Origin of the sequence: Rhodococcus sp. NPDC060086 (assembly GCF_042730275.1) — a bacterium.
Classification (GTDB): domain Bacteria; phylum Actinomycetota; class Actinomycetes; order Mycobacteriales; family Mycobacteriaceae; genus Rhodococcus.
Genome location: NZ_JBHWWZ010000002.1, coordinates 113,759 through 131,809 on the forward strand (window position 1 = coordinate 113,759; position 18,051 = coordinate 131,809).

Consider the following 18,051-nt stretch of genomic DNA (forward strand, 5'->3'; position numbering starts at 1 on the left):
TGTCCGCCTGCTCCACACGAGTTCGTGTCGGTCGTGTGTGTCAAGGTGCACTGTGACCATCGGCACCCTCACCGACCGTGCACTCGGCCGCGCGACGCTCGCCCGGCAGCATCTGTTGCGCCGCAGCGACATGGATCCGCTGACCATGATCGAACATTTGATGGGTGTACAGGCGCAATCACCCACCCCTCCCTACTACGCACTGTGGACCCGACTCCGCGGCTTCCGCCCCGAGGCACTGTCCGACCTCCTCGAATCCCGACGTGTGGTGCGGATCGTGCTGATGCGCGGCACGGTGTTCGCGGTGTCGGTGGCCGACGCACACGCACTGCGTCCGTGGGTGCAGCCGCTGCTCGACCGCGACCTCGACACCAACCCGGCCCATCGCGCCGGCCTGCGCGATGTCGACCGGAAGGCGCTCGCATCGCTCGCACGAGAATTGTTGTCCGATACTCCGCGCAGTCAGACCGAGCTCCGCCCCCTGCTCGCTGAGCATTTCCCCGAGCAGGATCCCGCGGCGCTGGCCCATGCCGTGCGGTGCCTGCTTCCGCTGGTGCAGGTCACGCCGCGCGGGTTGTGGGGGCGCTCGGCGCTGCCGAGACTTACACCTCTGGACGTGTGGGCAGGTCCACCGGCATCGGACCTTCCCGGCCCGGACCGGCTCGTTCTGCGGTATCTCGCGGCGTTCGGCCCGGCGAGCGTTCGTGACCTGCAGGCATGGTGCGGTCTGACGCGGCTTTCGGAGACCGTCGAGCGGCTGCGCCCGGAACTCGTGACGTTCCGCGACGAGCGCGGAGTCGAACTGTTCGATCTGCCCGACGCACCGCGCCCCGACCCGTCGACTCCCGCGCCGGTGCGGATTCTTGCCCCGTTCGACAATGCGTTGCTCGCACACGCCGACCGCCGCCGGTTCATCTCGGACGAACACCGCGCCCGCACGATGACGAAGAACGGAATCATCGCTCCCATGGTTCTCGTCGGTGGGCGGGTCGCCGGAGCTGCGAAGCTCATCACCGGCCGCAGGTCTGCGGTGTTGGAGGTCACCGCGTGGCGGTCCCTCTCAGCGTCGAGTCGGTCGGCGATCGAGACAGAAGGGGCGAAGCTGATGAAGTTCGCCGCCCCGGACGCCGACGAGCACGACGTACGGCTCATCGCCTACCCGATGTGAGGAAGCCCTAGTCTCGGGCGTATGAGTGAACACCCCGAAGTTGCGATCCGCGTCCTCGAGTCCGAGGGGGAGTTGCGGCAGGCGATGGCGCTGTTCCGCACGGCCATGGTCGGCCTGCCCGCAGGTCTGGACTATCCGGAGGGGCGGATGGGCGCCTACCTCGAGAAGGGTCGCACCTTCGGCGCCTTCATCGACGGCGCACTCGTCGGGACCGTCGATGCCACGTCGGGCTTTCTGGTGTTGCCGGGAGGCGAGCGGGTGCCGCATGCCGGTGTCACCCACATCGGGGTGCTCCCCACCCACACGCGCCGCGGAGTGGTCACGTCGCTGGTCCGCCGGCAGTTGCAGGATGCACGCGACCGCGGTGAGGTCGTAGCGAGCCTGCGTGCCTCGGAGGCCACGATCTACGGGCGGTTCGGGTACGGCATTGCGTCGACGTCCACGACCCTCGACGTCGACGTTCGCCGTGCGACTCTGCGCGCGGGCGTGCTGGAGGGCGGTCCCGTCCGGTTCGTCGACTACCCCGATGCGTGGGATCTGTTGGAACGCATCTATTCCGAGCAGGTGGCACACCGGCCGGGACGTATCGAACGCACCTCGTTCTGGTGGGCTTCGCAACGGTTCCGTTTCTCGGCGGTGAACGGGCCCGTCTATGTCGCTGTGCACGGCAGTGCGGGAGGGGAGGACGGGTTCGTCCGATATCGCCCGGAGAACACCGGGGCATGGTTCGGCGGTCGCGACCGGACCATTGTCGTGAGCGACTTCTTCGCTCCCACTGCCGAAGCGCACGCCGGTCTCGTCCGGTTCCTGCTGAGCCTCGACCTCGTCGACCGGATCGTGTTCGACGCGGTACCGGCCGACGATCCGCTGCCGTGGATGCTGACGAATCATCGTGATGCTGTTGTCCGTTCGGTGTCGGACGAGACCTGGTTGCGGATCCTCGACGTGTCGCGGGCGCTCGAAGCCCGCTCGTTCGTGGGTGCCGGGAGCGTGCGCATCGCGGTGACCGACCCTGTCTTCGCGGAGAACACCGGGGTCTTCGAGATCTCTGCCGACGGTGTGTCCACCTCGAGTGGACCTGCGCAGCTCGAGCTCGATGTAGCCGAACTCGGATCCTTGCTGCTCGGCGGCGTGGGATGCCACCAACTGGCGGCTGCTGGGCGGATCGAGGTGCACGACCGGGCGGCGCTCCACGTCGCCGAGGCATTGTTCACGTGGCCGCTGGCGCCGTTCGCGGGAACGATGTTCTGACATTCCCGCGGGAGGCAACACGGGTAACGGCTCGGGGGCGGGGACAGTTAGATTGCAGAGGTGACCGAAGCCGTCCTCACCGCAGTCCGTGCCCACCTCGTCGCCAGTCTGTCCGGTGCAACCGGACCGGCGCCCGAATCCGCGTCGGTGACGTTCCTCGGCCTCGAGCCGATCGACATTCTGCGGTTCCGCGCCGCCGATGGCCTCACCCGATTCGCGACACTGGGTTGTTCGCGTCATCCGATGGGCGACCCCACGGCAACGGTCGCCGATCCGACCCGCGGTCCGCGAGCAGAGTTGGTACTGAGCTTGCACAGAGCGGATGGACTCACCGCAGGTGTGCACCGCAGCCTTGCGGTACTCGCGGCGCTCCCCGCCGTGGAAGGCGTGGTGCTCACCGCGGATGCCCTCCTCGATGTCGGTGAGCCGCTGTGGGAGGGAGCACCCTTCACCGCGGTGCTTCTCCAAGCGAGCGATGTGCCCGATCTGGAGTTGCCCGAACCGGCCGATCCGGTGGCCTTCTTCGACGCGGTACCGATCACTGCCAACGAAGCGGCATGGAAGCGTCTGCGAGGCGCCGATGCGCTCCGTGATGCGTGGGCGGAGGCAGAAATCGATGTGCGGGATCCGGAACGCGCCGCCGCCCGTATGTGACCGCCCGTATGTGACCGCCCGTATGTGACCGCCCGTATGTGACCGGTCGGTGTGACGGTCAGCTCGGGACGACGACACCCATCGATCCGCCGCCGATACACACGTTCAAGCCCGGTGTCGCCGACTCGACCTGCAGTGCAGCACCGCCACCGGGGAGTCGCACATACACCGAGCCGAGTCCTTCGGTGACCGGCACGGTGACGCGGGGCCGCCCGGGGAACCCGAGGTCGATCTCGCCTTCGTCGGCGGCCATGTAGTTGAGCTCGACGGTCCACTCCCAATCGCCTGCGGGTTCGTTCAATGGCAGCGATGTCACCACATCGTCGGTCACCGCGTACCCGCACTCGGGCACCGATCCGGGGAGAACGCCGCGCAGCGGCATGAGTTCGGCGGGCACCAGCGCACCGCGATCGTCGAGGACACTCGGCTCTGTGGTGTGATCACTGATGGCGGAACGTCCGGGCAACGCGGAGAACACCGACCCCACGAGATTGTGCGGATGGGTGATGGGCAGCAACACCCACACCGACACCGGATGATCGAGCACAGGATCCTGCGGATGCTCGGTGAGCGACGCTTTTGCGGTCGCAAGGTATTCACCGGTGGGGTTGTCGGTCCAGCTGCGGGTGAATGTCGTGGTCGACCACACCGAGCTCACGACGAACGCGATCGCACATGCGAGGGCTACCGCACGCGACCGCACCGCTGTCGGTCTGTTCTCGGGGGCGCGCAGGATCAGTGCAGCCGCTATCGCGAAGACCACCGACGAGTCGGCGAAGTAGCGCAGTGTCTGCGCCAATTCGTACGTCGTCTCCGGCCCGAACCGCGTGCTGATCATTGCCACGAGCGAGGCGCACACGTACGCGACCGACGCGATCCACACCCAACCGGTCCGGGCTCGGCAACGCAGGCTCCACACCAGCGCCCCCGCGAGGGCTACCCACGCCGCGACTACGAGGAGCATCGGTGGGTCGGCCCAAGGCGGGCTCGGATTCCACCGGTCCCACTGCCACGGTCCACCGAGCAGCGACGGCGCCAGCCCGTACGACAGGCCGTGGTGGGTCAGCCCCGCCACCATCGACCACGGCGGCACTCCGAACCTCGATGCGACGACCGTGCTGTACCACGCAGCCCATGCCACCAGCACGGCCCCGGTCCCGAGCCACAGGGGACGCGCTCGCTGCCATGCGGCGAGGACGGGTCGCGGTGCACCGTCGACGCGGTACACGAGCGCGACCGTTGCGAACGCGACGAACGGTACGAGGATCGACTTCTCGAAGAACACCAGCGCGCCGAGCGTGACGACGATGCCGGAGACGGCATGACGCGGCTTTCCGGTCCGCGCGAGTTGCAGGGCGTCGCCGGCCACCCAGGCGAGTGCGGCCTGCAGGGGGAGTGAATTGAGGCCGGCCGCCCACCACGCGAACGCGGGCAGCGTCAACGGCGAGAACAGATAGAACAGCAGCGGGCCCCACAACACCCGACGTGGACCGAGGACCAGCCACAACAGTCGCAACACCGCGAGCGAGGCCAACAGCTGGCCGACGACGAGAGTCAGTGCAGCAGGCCACCATTGCATCGGTGCGAGCCACGTGACCAGCGAGGCGACCGCGAAAGCCCCCGGCATCAGATGTCCGTCGTGGTCGTAGTTCAGCAATTCCGGCGACAGTAGCGGGTACGTCCCTGCTCGCCCGATCAGAATCAGGTCGTCCCAGTAGAATTCGCCCCGGAATGCGAGGACGCCGCGGATCGCTACCTGCACTGTGATGAGCGCGAGTGCGACGAACAGCACCGTACGCCCGCCGAGGCGTGAACCGGACGAAGCAGGGACGCGCTCGAGAAGTGCGGAGCTCACAGCCATTTGTTGCGGCGGAACAGGACGAACAACACCGCCACGATGAGGGCGATTGCGCCGATGACCACGTAGTAGGCGTACTCCCAATGCAATTCCGGCATGTGGTCGAAGTTCATGCCGTAGACGCCTGCGATCATCGTGGGCACTGCGGCAATGGCCACCCATGCGGAGATTCGCCGCATGTCGGTGTTCTGCTGCACCGTTACCTTCGCGAGCGCCGCATCGAGGAGGGTGCTCAGTGTTTCGTCGAAGAGCGCAATGCGGTCGGACACCGTGGTGTGGTGATCGGCGACATCGCGGAAATAGCGGCGAATGTCCTTGGGGATCGGGTTTCCGGGTGCGCGGATCAGCCGTTGCAGCGGCTCCTCGAGTGGCACCACGGCGCGCCGTAGCTGAAGGATCTCGCGCTTGAGGAGATAGATCTGCTCGACGGCGATCCGGGTGTCGGGTGTGAAGACGAACTCCTCGAGATCGTCGACGTCCGGTTGCACCGCAGTGGTGACCTCGAGGTACGAGTCGACGACATGATCGGCGATCGCGTGCAGAACCGCAGCCGGCCCGCGCGCGAGTTGCGTGGGGTCGGCTTCGAGACGAGTGCGCACCGCAGACAGTTCCGAATGGTCGCCGTGGCGCACGCTGACGATGAAGTCGGGACCGGTGAACAACATGATCTCGCCGGTTTCGACGATGTCGTTGGTGGTGGTCACCGATTCGTGCTCGACATACGTCACGGTGCGCAGCACCAGGAACAGCAGATCGTCGTAACGTTCGAGTTTCGGGCGTTGATGGGCGTGCACTGCGTCCTCGACCATCAGTTCGTGCAGATCGAACGTGCGGGCCACGCTCGTCATCTGATGTTCGTCGGGTTGGTGGAGCCCGAGCCAGACGAAGCCCTCGCCGCGTCGACGAACCTCCGCGAGGGCGGCGGCATGGGTGTACCGGCCGGGGAGACGCGTGCCGTCGACGTAGATCGCACAGTCGACCACCGCGCGTTCGGCAGGAATCTGAATCGTCGGTGTGTCGGTCGTAGCGCGGCGTCCGGGACGCGGCAGGGAGTGGTTCGGCAACGGGTTCCCTTCCGTATCCAGAGGTGCCTTCGGCACACGTCGAAGACGCTGTCCGGTCGCTCGATCATCGTAGTCGCTGCACCTGACACACTGATGTGGTGCGCATCGATCTTCATTCCCACTCGGCCGCCTCCGACGGTACGGACACCCCGGCCGGGCTGGTCCGGAACGCGGCTGCAGCAGGCCTCGACGTGGTGGCCCTGACAGACCACGACACCACAGCGGGGTGGGACGAGGCCGCCGATGCTCTGCCCTCCGGCCTGCGGTTGGTCCGGGGAATGGAGATGTCGTGCACCGGTCGTGGTGAGGACGGCCATCCCGTCGCGGTGCACCTACTGGCCTACCTGTTCGATCCCACGGATCCGGTGTTCGTGAACGAACTCGAGCGGCTGCGCGGTGAGCGCGTGTCGCGGCTGCGGGTGATGGCGGAACGCATGGCGGCGGACGGACTGCCCATCGACGCGGACCGCGTCCTCGCGCAGGCCGGACCGGCGGCCGGCCGGCCGCATCTGGCGCGCGCGCTCGTCGAGGCCGGCGTCGTGCCGACGATCGGCGATGCCTTCCTCGATCTCCTGTCGCCGAAAGGCCGCTATTACATGGCCAAGGAAGACACGCCTCTGTCCGACGCGGTGAAGATGGTGCAGACGGCTGGTGGCGTCACGGTCGTCGCGCACGCCCGTGCGAGAGCGCGCGGACGATTGCTGGCTCTCGATCACATCGAGGAACTCGCCGAGATCGGGCTCGGCGGTGTCGAGGCCGACCATCCCGACCACAGCGACGCAGATGCGCGCCTGATGAAGGACCTGGCCTCGAACCTGGGGCTGTTCGTCACCGGTTCGTCCGACTATCACGGCGAGAACAAGTCGGTCGAGCTCGGTCGGTTCACGACGGATGGCGACGCCCTCGCGGACCTGCTCGATCGGGCACACGGTGTCGAGGTGGTCGAGGGATGAGATCTCGGGATCCGCGTCGCGGCGATGCGCAGCAGAATGAAATCTACCGGCACAGCAACTATTACGACGATGAGTACTACGCGGATGAGTACAACTCGAGTGAGTACTACGGCGATGATGCGCGCTACGGAACTTCGCCCCGGCGGGCCGGGATCGTCGTGAGGGCGGCACGCGTCCTCTCGGGAATCGTGACCGGCGCCGTCCTGGTTCTCATGTTGGTCGTGTGCGGGGCCCACTATCTCGGGAGCGAGCGCGATTTCCCCGGCCCGGGTACCGAGACGGTGGCGGCGCATGTCGCGGCGGCGGTCGTCGCAGTCGTGGCGCAGGTGTTTGCGGATCGTCGGCGAGGGCCGATTTCTGTCCTTGCCGCAGTTGTGGTGGTTTTCACTGCATCGATTCTGTTGTTCACGCAGTGGTGGGGTTGAGCCCGCGAAATCCCTGTGCTACTCGCGGGTAGCTCGGACGTAACCCCAGGAACCACTGAGAAATCGCCGAAAAGTCGGCTCGTCGAGTTGCAAACTCACAGGTAGGGCGGGCAAACAAGTGAGAACCTTCGCAATCAACACCGATTTGATGTTTGGTCTGTGAAGGTGGCAAACTTCTGTGTGGTTCGAGGTGGTGCTACCGCCCCGCTTCGGGCAGAAGATGGCAGACCCTGTCGCTCGTTGGAACGAAGGGCCGCCGCCAGGGCCACCCTCCTCGGCGCCATCACGCTCCGGAAGTCGTACAGCGTTGTACAGCGGTAATCGTGATCGCGCCCGGAAGCTTCACCGAACCCGTCCTTGGCGAAGCTGCTGCAACTACACAAGGTCGAGGCATGCACGTTGGTGCATACCAATGGTGTTCTGTTGCAGTTACTTCGCAGTAACCGAGACCCGCCTGGTCTCGGACCACGCAGGAGTGTCATCGTGTCTATTGTGTCCGACGCACAAACCCCTCAGAAGCTCGCATTGACGGACGACGAGATCTTCGGCAGCCACGTCGACGGCAAGCTCTCCGTTGAGCTCACCTCGCCGCTGGATACCCAGCGCGACCTGTCCATCGCGTACACCCCCGGCGTTGCGCAGGTCAGCCGCGCGATCGCAGCCGACGCGACGCTGGCCGACCGGTACACCTGGACCAATCGTCTCGTGGTGGTCGTGTCCGACGGCACCGCCGTCCTCGGACTCGGCGACATCGGTCCGCGCGCCTCGCTTCCTGTGATGGAGGGCAAGGCCGCGCTGTTCAAGAAGTTCGCCGGACTCAACTCGATTCCCCTCGTCCTCGACACCAAGGACTCCGACGAAATCGTCGAGACCATCATCCGGTTGCGCCCCAGCTTCGGTGCCGTCAACCTCGAGGACATCTCCGCGCCGCGTTGCTTCGAGATCGAGAAGCGTCTGATCGAAGCACTCGACTGCCCGGTCATGCACGACGACCAGCACGGCACGGCCATCGTCCTGCTCGCCGCACTCAAGGGCGCGGTGAAGGTGCAAGGCCGCGACATCACGAAGCTGCGGGTCGTCATCTCCGGCGCCGGTGCAGCCGGTGTCGCGTGCGCCAACATTCTGCTCGCCGCGGGAGTCGACGATGTCACGGTGCTCGATTCGAAGGGCATCATCTCGCACGAGCGCACCGACCTGTCGGGTGTGAAGACCGATCTGGCCGACCGCACCAACCCCGCCGGTCGTCACGGCGGGATCGTCGAGGCGCTCGACGGCGCGGATGTGTTCGTCGGCGTGTCCGCCGGCACGGTGCCGGAGGAGATCGTCGCGACCATGGCCGACGACGCGATCGTGTTCGCACTGTCGAACCCGGACCCGGAGATCCACCCCGACGTCGCCTCCAAGCACGTGGCGATCGTCGCGACCGGCCGCAGCGACTTCCCGAACCAGATCAACAACGTGCTTGCCTTCCCCGGTGTGTTCAAGGGTGCACTCGACGCAGGCGCCCGCCGCATCACCGAGGGTATGAAACTCGCCGCCGCCGAGGCCATCCTCTCGGTCGTAGGCGATGAGCTGGCTGTGGACAAGATCGTTCCGAGCCCGCTCGATCCGCGTGTCGCGCCCGCCGTCGCAGAGGCCGTTGCGGCCGCTGCGAAGGCAGAGGGTGTCGCCGACTGACGTGATCGCACCGGACGCCCCGGCTCGAACCCGCACCAAGGTTCGACCGGGGCGTTCGGTGTCTGTGCACCGGGCGATCGGCTTCCGCCGAGGATGCGCGACAATGACCGCCGTGGGAATCCAATGGATGCGGAAGCGACTACCGATCGTGGCGGTGGCGGCCGCGATGTCGCTCTCGGCCGGATGCGCGTCGTCGGTACTCGACCCTGCGGAGGTGTCCGGCCCTGTCGTGGTCGGGGCACGGGACGGCGCGGACGCCGAACTGCTCGCGCACCTCTACGCCGGGGTGCTGCGCACGACCGGCATCGACGTGCAGGTGCGCGACGGTCTCGGCGACCGGTCTGCGTCCCTTGCCGCATTCGACACCGCCGGCGTGACGGTGATTCCCGACTACTCCGGTCTACTGCTGGCGCACTACGATCCCGGTGTCACCTCCACCGACGCCGAGGATGTCTTCGAAGCGCTGGCCCGCGCGCTCCCGGACGAGCTGACGATCGCGGACTATGCGTCGGCCCAGAATCGCGCGGTTCTGGCCGTAGGCACCGAACTCGCGTCGCAGCAAGACGGCGCCAGGGTCGCCGACCTTGCCGATCGCTGCGCCGATCTGACCTTCGTCCTCACCCCCGAATTCGAGGCCGCGGGGGGCCTCGAGGCTCTCACCGGCATCGGATGCGAGCCACGGTCGGTGGAACGCGCCGACTCCACTGCGGCCTTCGCTGCGGCGTCAGGCGACACCGTCGCGGGTCTGACCACCCTCGCACCCGTGTTCGCGGCGGAACGCAGCGGAAGTGATGTGGTCGCGGTGCCCGACGCCCCGGATCGCGCGCCCATGGAGAAGGCCTCCGCAGACGCGGAGGCGCCGGTGTTCGTCGCACAGAACGTCGTCCCCGTCTTCCGTAAGGACGTGCTCGGCGAGCCTCAGCTCGATGCGCTACGGACCGTCGCCGGCGAACTCACCACCACGGACCTGGCCGAGATGCTGGCCCGCATCGACGACGGCGGCGACATCACCGAAGTCGCCGACACCTGGCTCGCCGAACACGCCTGACGGTGCCCACCGGTCAGGCCTGCGACCGCGCTGCCATGTGTGAGCGCAGGAACTCACCGAACTCGACCACGGCGTCTGCGGCCTCCTTCACGAGAGAAGCCTGCAGCCCCGCGACATGCCACAACTCCGGCTGCTCCACCAACGTGAGATCCACACCGGCCGCGCGCAGTTTGCCCGCGAACTCGAGGATCTGCGGGTAGAGCACCTCGGTGGTACCTACCTGGATCAACGTCGGCGGCAGACCCGTCAGGTCCGAGTACATCGGCGCGTAGCCCGGGTCGGTGGGGTTGCCACCGCCGAGGTACGCCTCGGCGGAGGAATACGCCCACCCCGTGTTGATGACGACGTCCCGTTCGAAGGGGGCTGTTCGCGAACCAGGATCGGTCCACGGCGACAACAGACCCAGCGCGGCCGGAGTGGTGCCGTGTTCGCCGATGAGCCGGTTCGCGGTGGCGACGGTGAGGCCACCACCCGCCGAATCCCCTGCTATGGAAACAGTTTCAGGAGTCAGATCGTGCTCGGACAGAAGTTCGAGATAGGCAGCGACCGCGTCGTCCACTGCGGCGGGGTACGGATGTTCCGGTGCGAGCCGGTAATCCAGCGTGTAGACCACCGAACCGCTGGCGGCGGCGAGGTGTGCGACGAGCGAGCGGTGCGTAGCCGGCGAGGCGCAGGTGTAGGCACCCCCGTGCAGGTACAGCACTGCGGTGGGCCGTTCGGAGGCTCCCACTGTCACTCGCTCGGTGGGGCGTCCGGCGAGGGTGGTCTGCCGGACCACGGTGCCGGACGGCAACGTCTGGATCGGTGCGGCGGCCTCGAGCAGCCGCCGCTGCACGGGGAAGGGGAGTCGCGCGTTGAGCGTGAGTGCGTACAAAGGTCGAAGTACGGCACGGACCAGCGGCAGCGGTAGGTGAGGCATGAGGCAGGCTATCCCTTCGGCATGATACGACCCGCGACCAGCGCCACGACACGCTGATACGACGGCCCGACGAGACGCACCCAGCCGTCGAGCAGCTTGGCATCGGCGCCGATCAGCACGCGCCCCTTGTCTTTCCGGACGCCGTTCACGATCGTCGCGGCAGCATCCTCGGGGCTGGTGCGGGCCAGCTTGCTGTCGAAGAACTGCGCGAAGGACACCTGGTCGTCGCCGTCGGGGACGACCGCGTTGCGCGCGATCGCTGTCTTGATGCCGCCGGGATGCACGCACGTGACCCGAACGGGATGTTTCGCGACGAGCATTTCCTGCCGTAGCGACTCGGTGAACCCGCGCACCGCGAACTTGGCTGCGTTGTACGCACTCTGGCCGGGAATGGAGAGCAGCCCGAACAGGCTCGACACATTGATCAGGTGGCCGTCGCCCGAGGCGATGAGATGGGGGAGGAACGCCTTCGTGCCGTTGACGACCCCCCAGAAGTCGACGTCCATGATGCGCTCGAAGTCTTTGAACTCGGTGCGCTCGAATTCGCCGTGGTAGGCGATGCCCGCATTGTTGTAGACCTGGTTGACCACGCCGAAGCGCGCGACGACCTTGTCCGCGTACTCCATCACCTTCTCGCGCTGCGAGACGTCGAGCGCGTCGGCCTCGACCTCGGCGCCGAGATCGCGTGCACGGCGGGCGGTTTCCTCGAGTCCGACGGTATCGACGTCGGAGAGGGCGAGCCGGGCCCCCTTCGCTGCAAGGTTCAGCGCAAGAGCGCGGCCGATGCCCGATCCGGCGCCGGTGATGACGGCGACCTTACCCAGGAATTCACTCATTTCGCTGCGACCTTTCGGGCGGTGCGCTTCGGTGTGGACTCGGCTGCCTGTGCCTGCGTGGGAGCGGGAAGATCCGCGGTGGCGACGCTACGGTACGCCTCGAGATCGAAATGTTCCGTGATGCGGCGGAATTCGAACGTGAATCCCGGCCACAGCGTGGTGTTGTTGCCGTGCTTGTCCAGGTACCAGCTCGCGCAGCCACCGTTGCTCCACACGCTCGATGCGAGTGCCTTCTGGAGATCGCGGTTGTACTGGTCCTGGGCATCCTGACGTACCTCGACGGTGCCGATGCGGTGCTGGTCGATGGTCCGGACTGCATCAGCAAGATAGTTCAGCTGCGATTCGATCATGTACACCATCGAGGTGTGGCCGAGTCCGGTGTTCGGGCCGACGAGGAAGAACATGTTGGGGAAACCGGCGACCGTGGCCCCCTTGTATCCCTGCATACCGGTGTCGTCGAACACTTCGGCGAGCGAGCGGCCGTCCTTGCCGAAGATGCCGGCGAAGGTGGGGGAGTCGGTGACGTGGAAACCTGTGGCGACGACGATCGCATCCACCTTGCGAACAGTGCCGTCCCTGGTGACGATGCCGTCGGCGGTCACCTCGGCGATGCCTGCCGTGACCAGATCGACGTTCGGTCGGGTGAGCGCCGGGTAGTAGGCATTGGAGATCAGCATGCGCTTGCAGCCGATCTTGAAGGTAGGGGTGACCTTGCGCCGGAGGATCGGATCGGAGATCTGACGACGGATCTGGGCGCGAGCGGCGAGTTCGAGGGGCTTCATGAAGACCGGAGCCTTGGCGAGACCGACGACCTGCGTCTCACGCATCAGATACTGCAGGGTGCGGGACAGTCGCTGGAAGCCCGGCACGTATCGGAACGCGAACTTCTCGGCCTTGGTGTACTCGCGGTCGGCACGCGGGAGGATCCACGGCGCAGTGCGCTGGTAGACATCCAGATGTGAGACCTTCCCGGCGATCGAGGGAACGATCTGGATGGCAGAGGCTCCGGTACCGATCACCGCGACACGTTTGCCGGTGAGGTCGGCATCGTGGTTCCAGCGCGACGAGTGGAAGACTTCGCCTTCGAAGCCGTCGATGCCCTTGATGTCGGGCAGCGAGGGCTCGCACAGCGCACCGACCGCGGAGACGAGGATCTTCGCGCTGAATGCGCCCTTGGTGGTCTCGACGTCCCATCGGAAAGTGGTCGTGTTCCAGGTCGCGGACTGTACGTCGCATCCGAACACTGTGCGGCGGCGGACGTCGTACTTGTCGGCGACCGACGAGATATATGCCTGGATTTCCGGTTGCGGAGAGAACGAGCGGGTCCAGCCGGGGTTGAGTGCGAAGGAGTACGAGTACAGGTTCGACGGCACGTCGCACGCGGCGCCGGGGTAGGTGTTGTCGCGCCAGGTGCCGCCCACCTCGTTGCCGCGTTCGAGGACGAGGAAGTCCTTGCCCGCGCGGGTGAGCTTGATAGCGGCGCCGAGTCCGGCGAATCCGCTGCCGATGATGAGGGTGTCGACCAGGCGGGGACTCGTGTCGGCCGCGGAGGTGTCTGTAACCGGAAGACTCATGTATCTAAGCGTAGGCACTTGTTGAGCGCTGGTCAATAGCCTTGTTGACTCGAGTTCAGTAGGGCTGTTGCATGGAAGGCGTGAAAGACACCGACACCAAACGAAGAAGGCTCGGACCGGAACAACGTCGCGCCCAGCTGATCGACCTCGGCATGCGGATGCTCGCGCAGCGTCCACTCGACCAGATCTCCGTCGAGGACATCGCAGACGAAGCGGGAGTGTCGCGCGGGCTGCTCTTCCACTACTTCTCGTCCAAACACGAGTTCCACGTCGAACTCGTCCGGCACATCAGCCGCGACATGCTCGAGTGCACAGCACCGGACGAGGCCCTCGAACCCGTCGACATGCTGCGCGGCACGATCGTCGCCTACGCGGACTACGTGACCGAGCGTCGCGCCACCTACGTGTCCATGCTGCGCGGCACTGCGAGCGGCGACCCGGACATGCGCGAGGTCTTCGAGGACACGCGTACCGCGATGGTCGAGCGAACCCTTCGATACCTGCCGGACATCGGGATCGAGGCCGGCCCCGCGGTTCGCCTCGCAGTTCACGGCTGGGTGGCCTTCGTCGAAGACATCACGATCGCGTGGCTCCGCGATCCGGTGATCGACCGCGACCAGTTCATCGAACTCGCGGTCGGCGCACTTCCTGCCGTCACCTACGCGGCGGTCGGGCTCGGTGAAACAGCGCGAGCCGGGTCGGTCGCCCCGAAGGACGAACCGGCCCGGCTCGCATGAGAACCGTCATGCTCCGTTCGAGCACGAATGAGGCTTGCTAGCTTTCGAAGGCCTTGTCGAGGATCTCCTGCTGCTCCACGGCGTGCACCTTGCTCGATCCCGACGACGGAGCAGACATCGCGCGACGCGACACCCGCTTCACACCGGAGAGGTGATCGGGAAGAAGCTCGGGCAGAGCCAGACCGAGGAACGGCCATGCACCCTGGTTGGCCGGCTCTTCCTGCACCCAGAAGAACTCGGTGGCATTCGGGTACTTGTCGAGAGTCTCGGCGAGCCGGCGACGCGGCACCGGGTACAGCTGCTCGACGCGGACGATCGCGATGTCCTCGCGGCCTTCCTTCTGCTTCTTCGCGAGCAGCTCCCAGTAGATCTTGCCCGAGGTCAGCAGCACGCGCGTGGCCTTGGCCCGATCCGCAGTCTCGTTCTCGAACGGGACCTCTTCGAGAATCGAGCGGAACTTACCGTGCGTGAAGTCCTCGACGTTGCTGACCGCAGCCTTGTTGCGCAGCATCGACTTCGGCGTGAAGACGACCAGCGGACGGCGGATGCCGTCGAGGTGATGGCGACGCAGCAGGTGGAAGTAGCTTGCCGGGGTCGACGGCACTGCCACCGTCATCGAACCCTCGGCGCACAGCTGCAGCCAACGCTCGATACGACCTGAGGTGTGGTCGGGGCCCTGGCCCTCGTGGCCGTGCGGCAGGAGCATCACGACGTCGGAGAGCTGACCCCACTTGGCCTCACCGGACGAGATGAACTCGTCGATGATGGGCTGTGCGCCGTTGACGAAGTCGCCGAACTGCGCCTCCCACACCACCAGCGCCTCGGGGTTGCCCACCGAGTAGCCGTACTCGAAGCCGACACCGGCGAACTCGGTCAGCGCGGAGTCGTACACCATGAAGCGGCCACCCTGGCCGGAAGTCGCGGCGAGCTCGGCGAGCGGGTTGTACTCGTTGCCGGTCTTGCGGTCGATGAGGACCGAGTGCCGCTGCGTGAACGTGCCGCGACGCGAGTCCTGACCGGCCAGACGCACCAGCGCACCCTGCTCGGCGAGTGACCCGAACGCGAGCAACTCGGCGTACGCCCAGTCGATGTTGCCCTCGCGGGACATCTCGCGTCGCTTCTCGATGACCGGCTTGACGCGCGGATGCACGGTGAAGCCCTCGGGAACATTGACGAATGCGTCGCCGATGCGGTCGAGCGCACCCTGATCCACCGCCGTCGTCAGGCGAGGTGCAGGGGTCTGGTCGAGTTCGACGGACTCGGACGGCTCCGGCTGGAACTTTTCGAGCTCGCGGACTTCGTTGAACACCCGCTCCAGCTGACCCTGGTAGTCGCGCAGTGCGTCTTCGGCTTCCTTGAGCGAGATGTCGCCGCGGCCGATGAGGGCTTCGGTGTAGCTCTTACGGACGCTGCGCTTGGTGTCGATCACGTCGTACATCGCCGGCTGTGTCATCGACGGGTCGTCGCCCTCGTTGTGGCCGCGACGGCGGTAGCAGATCATGTCGATCACGACGTCCTTGTGGAACTTCTCGCGGAAGTCCACGGCGAGCTGCGCAATCCAGACGCAGGCCTCCGGGTCGTCACCGTTGACGTGGAAGATCGGCGCGCCGATCATCTTCGCGACGTCGGTGCAGTACTCGGACGAACGCGAGTGCTCCGGTGCGGTGGTGAAGCCGACCTGGTTGTTGACGACGATGTGCACGGTGCCGCCGGTGCGGTACCCGCGCAGCAACGCGAGGTTCAGCGTCTCGGCGACCACGCCCTGGCCCGCGAACGCGGCGTCGCCGTGCAGCAGCAGCGGCAGGACGGTGAAGCCGCTCTCGCCCTTGTCGAGGATGTCCTGCTTGGCGCGAACGAGACCCTCTAGCACCGGGTTGACCGCTTCGAGGTGCGACGGGTTCGCGGTGAGCGAGACCTTGATGTCGTTCTCACCGAACATCTGGATGTAGGTGCCTTCGGCGCCCAGGTGGTACTTCACGTCGCCGGAGCCGTGTGCGGCCGACGGGTTCAGGTTGCCCTCGAACTCCGTGAAGATCTTCGAATACGGCTTGCCGACGATGTTGGCGAGCACGTTCAGGCGACCACGGTGCGGCATGGCGATCGCGACCTCGTCGAGCTGGTGCTCGGCAGCCTGGTCGATGATGCTGTCCATCATCGGGATGACCGACTCGGCGCCCTCGAGCGAGAACCGCTTCTGGCCGACGTACTTGGTCTGCAGGAACGTCTCGAACGCCTCGGCGGCATTGAGGCGGCTCAGGATGTACTTCTGCTGCGCCACCGTCGGCTTGACATGGTGCGCCTCGACCCGCTCCTGCAGCCACTGCTGCTGCTCGGGCTCGAGGATGTGTGTGTACTCGATGCCGACGTGGCGGCAGTACGCATCGCGCAGCACCGACAGCACATCGCGCAACTTCATGCGCTGCTTGCCGTGGAACCCGCCGACGTTGAACTCGCGGTCGAGATCCCACAGGGTCAGGTCGTGGGTCGTGACATCGAGGTCGGGATGCGAACGGAACTTGTCGCGGACGAACTGCAGCGGATCGGTATCGGCCATCAGATGACCGCGGTTGCGGTACGCCGCGATCAGCTCGAGCACACGGGTGTGCTTGTCGACGAGACCTTCCGGCACGTCCTTGCGCCAGCGAACAGGCTCGTAAGGAATGTGCAGCGTGTGGAAGATCTCGTCGTAGAACTCGTCGGAGATCAGCAGCTGATGGATCTGGCGGAGGAACTCGCCCGACTCGGCGCCCTGGATGACGCGGTGATCGTACGTCGAGGTCAGAGTCAGCAGCTTGCCGAGGCCCATCTCTGCGATGCGCTCGTCGGAGGCGCCCTGGAACTCTGCCGGATACTCCATCGCGCCGGCACCGACGATCGCTCCCTGACCGTTCATCAGACGCGGAACCGAATGCACGGTGCCGATGCCGCCCGGGTTGGTCAGCGAGATCGTGACGCCGGAGAAGTCCTCACCGGTGAGCTTGCCGTCGCGCGCACGACGGACGATGTCCTCGTACGCCGAGTAGAACTGCGCGAAGTTCATCGTCTCGCAGTTGCGGATGGCAGCGACGACGAGCGAACGCTGGCCGTTCTTGCCGGGCAGGTCGATGGCGAGACCGAGGTTGGTGTGCGCCGGGGTGACGAGGTTCGGCTTGCCGTCGATCTCCGCGTAGTGGTTGTTCATGTTCGGGTACGCCTGGATCGCCTGGACGATCGCGTAGCCGAGCAGGTGAGTGAACGACACCTTGCCGCCGCGCGTGCGCGCCAGGTGGTTGTTGATGACGATCCGGTTGTCGAACATCAGCTTCGCCGGGACGGCGCGGACGCTGGTGGCGGTGGGGATCGTCAACGAGGCGTTCATGTTCTTCGCGACAGCACCGGCAGCACCGCGGAGAACCTTCTTCTCGGTCGCGGGTGCGGCGGAAGGTGCGGCAGCAGCCTTGGGTGCGGGCTTCGCTGCGGCGGGCTTCGCTGCGGCGGGCTTGGCCGCCGGAGCTGCCTGGGATGCAGGCGCGGCCTTCGGTGCCGCAGCCTTGGGAGCGGTAGCGGCCGGAGCAGTCGAGGCGGGTGCGGACGTCGCCGGTGCGGGCTTCTCGGGTGCCGTGGTGTCGGATCCGTTCACACCTCCTGCAACCGCTGCTTCCGGCGAGTAATCGGTCAAGAACTCGTGCCAGCTCGCATCCACAGACGACGGGTCGTCCTGGAAACGCTGGTACATCTCGTCAACCAACCACTGGTTCTGTCCGAACTGTGATGTAGAGCTGCTGCTCACGGCAGTTGTTCGCCTCGTTTCTTTCTTCGGTACCCGATCGGAGCGCCTGTGGTTATGAGGCTAGCCCTTGGCATGTGACGATTCGAACCTATCGTTCATGCCCGAGAGCCACCTCACA

The 18,051-nt window shown here is 66.1% G+C and carries 14 protein-coding genes; 8 read left to right on the plus strand and 6 right to left on the minus strand.

The genetic code is table 11. From position 1 onward, the window contains the following. The first annotated feature begins 52 nt into the window (after positions 1-52). From ACFWB0_RS02290 to ACFWB0_RS02300, 3 genes are read left to right on the plus strand one after another with little or no spacing between them, the layout of a single operon-like run. Complete coding sequence (locus ACFWB0_RS02290) at positions 53-1,168, plus strand: winged helix DNA-binding domain-containing protein (protein ID WP_378488796.1); 1,116 nt, start codon at positions 53-55, stop codon at positions 1,166-1,168. Between the two features lie 21 nt (positions 1,169-1,189). Continuing rightward, complete coding sequence (locus ACFWB0_RS02295; protein ID WP_378488797.1) at positions 1,190-2,419, plus strand: GNAT family N-acetyltransferase; 1,230 nt, start codon at positions 1,190-1,192, stop codon at positions 2,417-2,419. Positions 2,420-2,479: 60 nt separating this feature from the next. After that, on the plus strand, positions 2,480-3,073 hold the full coding sequence (locus tag ACFWB0_RS02300; RefSeq protein WP_378488798.1) for a suppressor of fused domain protein: 594 nt from the start codon (positions 2,480-2,482) through the stop codon (positions 3,071-3,073). A 58-nt stretch (positions 3,074-3,131) separates the two neighbouring features. Here the strand turns inward: ACFWB0_RS02300 and ACFWB0_RS02305 are convergent, their stop codons facing one another. Continuing rightward, a complete protein-coding gene (locus ACFWB0_RS02305; protein WP_378488799.1) occupies positions 3,132-4,934 on the minus strand; it encodes a hypothetical protein in 1,803 nt (600 codons plus the stop codon). Then, complete coding sequence (locus tag ACFWB0_RS02310; RefSeq protein ID WP_378488800.1) at positions 4,925-5,995, minus strand: magnesium and cobalt transport protein CorA; 1,071 nt, start codon at positions 5,993-5,995, stop codon at positions 4,925-4,927. Before ACFWB0_RS02310 ends, ACFWB0_RS02305 begins: the two co-directional genes overlap by 10 nt. A 98-nt stretch (positions 5,996-6,093) precedes the next feature. On the opposite strand from ACFWB0_RS02310, the gene ACFWB0_RS02315 reads away from it, so the two are divergent. From ACFWB0_RS02315 to ACFWB0_RS02330, 4 genes are all read left to right on the plus strand, one after another. Then, positions 6,094-6,948 carry a PHP domain-containing protein gene (locus ACFWB0_RS02315; RefSeq protein WP_378488801.1) on the plus strand — a complete coding sequence of 285 codons (855 nt, stop codon included), beginning with the start codon at positions 6,094-6,096 and terminating at the stop codon, positions 6,946-6,948. Further along, positions 6,945-7,373, plus strand: coding sequence for a hypothetical protein (locus ACFWB0_RS02320; protein ID WP_378488802.1), 429 nt, complete (start codon positions 6,945-6,947; stop codon positions 7,371-7,373). Before ACFWB0_RS02315 ends, ACFWB0_RS02320 begins: the two co-directional genes overlap by 4 nt. 483 nt (positions 7,374-7,856) lie before the next feature. Further along, entirely contained in the window at positions 7,857-9,050 is a 1,194-nt protein-coding gene (locus ACFWB0_RS02325) for an NADP-dependent malic enzyme (RefSeq protein ID WP_378488803.1), read from the plus strand. Between the two features lie 103 nt (positions 9,051-9,153). Then, positions 9,154-10,098: a glycine betaine ABC transporter substrate-binding protein gene (locus ACFWB0_RS02330; RefSeq protein ID WP_378488804.1), complete on the plus strand. Its 945-nt coding sequence runs from the start codon at positions 9,154-9,156 to the stop codon at positions 10,096-10,098. 13 nt (positions 10,099-10,111) lie between these two features. On the opposite strand, the gene ACFWB0_RS02335 is transcribed toward ACFWB0_RS02330, so the two are convergent. The 3 genes from ACFWB0_RS02335 to ACFWB0_RS02345 are packed head-to-tail and all read right to left on the minus strand — an operon-like array spanning position 10,112 to position 13,427. Further along, entirely contained in the window at positions 10,112-11,017 is a 906-nt protein-coding gene (locus ACFWB0_RS02335) for an alpha/beta hydrolase (RefSeq protein WP_378488805.1), read from the minus strand. An 8-nt stretch (positions 11,018-11,025) separates the two neighbouring features. Beyond that, positions 11,026-11,853 carry an SDR family NAD(P)-dependent oxidoreductase gene (locus ACFWB0_RS02340; RefSeq protein WP_378488806.1) on the minus strand — a complete coding sequence of 276 codons (828 nt, stop codon included), beginning with the start codon at positions 11,851-11,853 and terminating at the stop codon, positions 11,026-11,028. Beyond that, positions 11,850-13,427, minus strand: a complete 1,578-nt coding sequence (locus ACFWB0_RS02345; protein ID WP_378488807.1) for a flavin-containing monooxygenase — start codon at positions 13,425-13,427, stop codon at positions 11,850-11,852. Before ACFWB0_RS02345 ends, ACFWB0_RS02340 begins: the two co-directional genes overlap by 4 nt. 71 nt (positions 13,428-13,498) lie before the next feature. Between ACFWB0_RS02345 and ACFWB0_RS02350 the strand changes: the two genes are divergently transcribed. Next, positions 13,499-14,164, plus strand: coding sequence for a TetR/AcrR family transcriptional regulator (locus ACFWB0_RS02350; RefSeq protein WP_378488808.1), 666 nt, complete (start codon positions 13,499-13,501; stop codon positions 14,162-14,164). 37 nt (positions 14,165-14,201) lie between these two features. Here ACFWB0_RS02350 and ACFWB0_RS02355 read toward each other — a convergent pair whose 3' ends face one another. Then, positions 14,202-17,933, minus strand: coding sequence for a multifunctional oxoglutarate decarboxylase/oxoglutarate dehydrogenase thiamine pyrophosphate-binding subunit/dihydrolipoyllysine-residue succinyltransferase subunit (locus ACFWB0_RS02355; RefSeq protein ID WP_378488809.1), 3,732 nt, complete (start codon positions 17,931-17,933; stop codon positions 14,202-14,204). Positions 17,934-18,051: the final 118 nt, after the last annotated feature.

Bases quoted from the DNA above. Each gene is read 5' to 3' on its own strand.
- ACFWB0_RS02335 (WP_378488805.1), bottom strand. From the start codon at position 11,017: ATGCCTCACCTACCGCTGCCGCTGGTCCGTGCCGTACTTCGACCTTTG.
- ACFWB0_RS02340 (WP_378488806.1), bottom strand. From the start codon at position 11,853: ATGAGTGAATTCCTGGGTAAGGTCGCCGTCATCACCGGCGCCGGATCG.
- ACFWB0_RS02305 (WP_378488799.1), bottom strand. From the start codon at position 4,934: ATGGCTGTGAGCTCCGCACTTCTCGAGCGCGTCCCTGCTTCGTCCGGT.
- ACFWB0_RS02295 (WP_378488797.1), top strand. From the start codon at position 1,190: ATGAGTGAACACCCCGAAGTTGCGATCCGCGTCCTCGAGTCCGAGGGG.
- ACFWB0_RS02320 (WP_378488802.1), top strand. From the start codon at position 6,945: ATGAGATCTCGGGATCCGCGTCGCGGCGATGCGCAGCAGAATGAAATC.
- ACFWB0_RS02330 (WP_378488804.1), top strand. From the start codon at position 9,154: ATGACCGCCGTGGGAATCCAATGGATGCGGAAGCGACTACCGATCGTG.
- ACFWB0_RS02345 (WP_378488807.1), bottom strand. From the start codon at position 13,427: ATGAGTCTTCCGGTTACAGACACCTCCGCGGCCGACACGAGTCCCCGC.
- ACFWB0_RS02350 (WP_378488808.1), top strand. From the start codon at position 13,499: ATGGAAGGCGTGAAAGACACCGACACCAAACGAAGAAGGCTCGGACCG.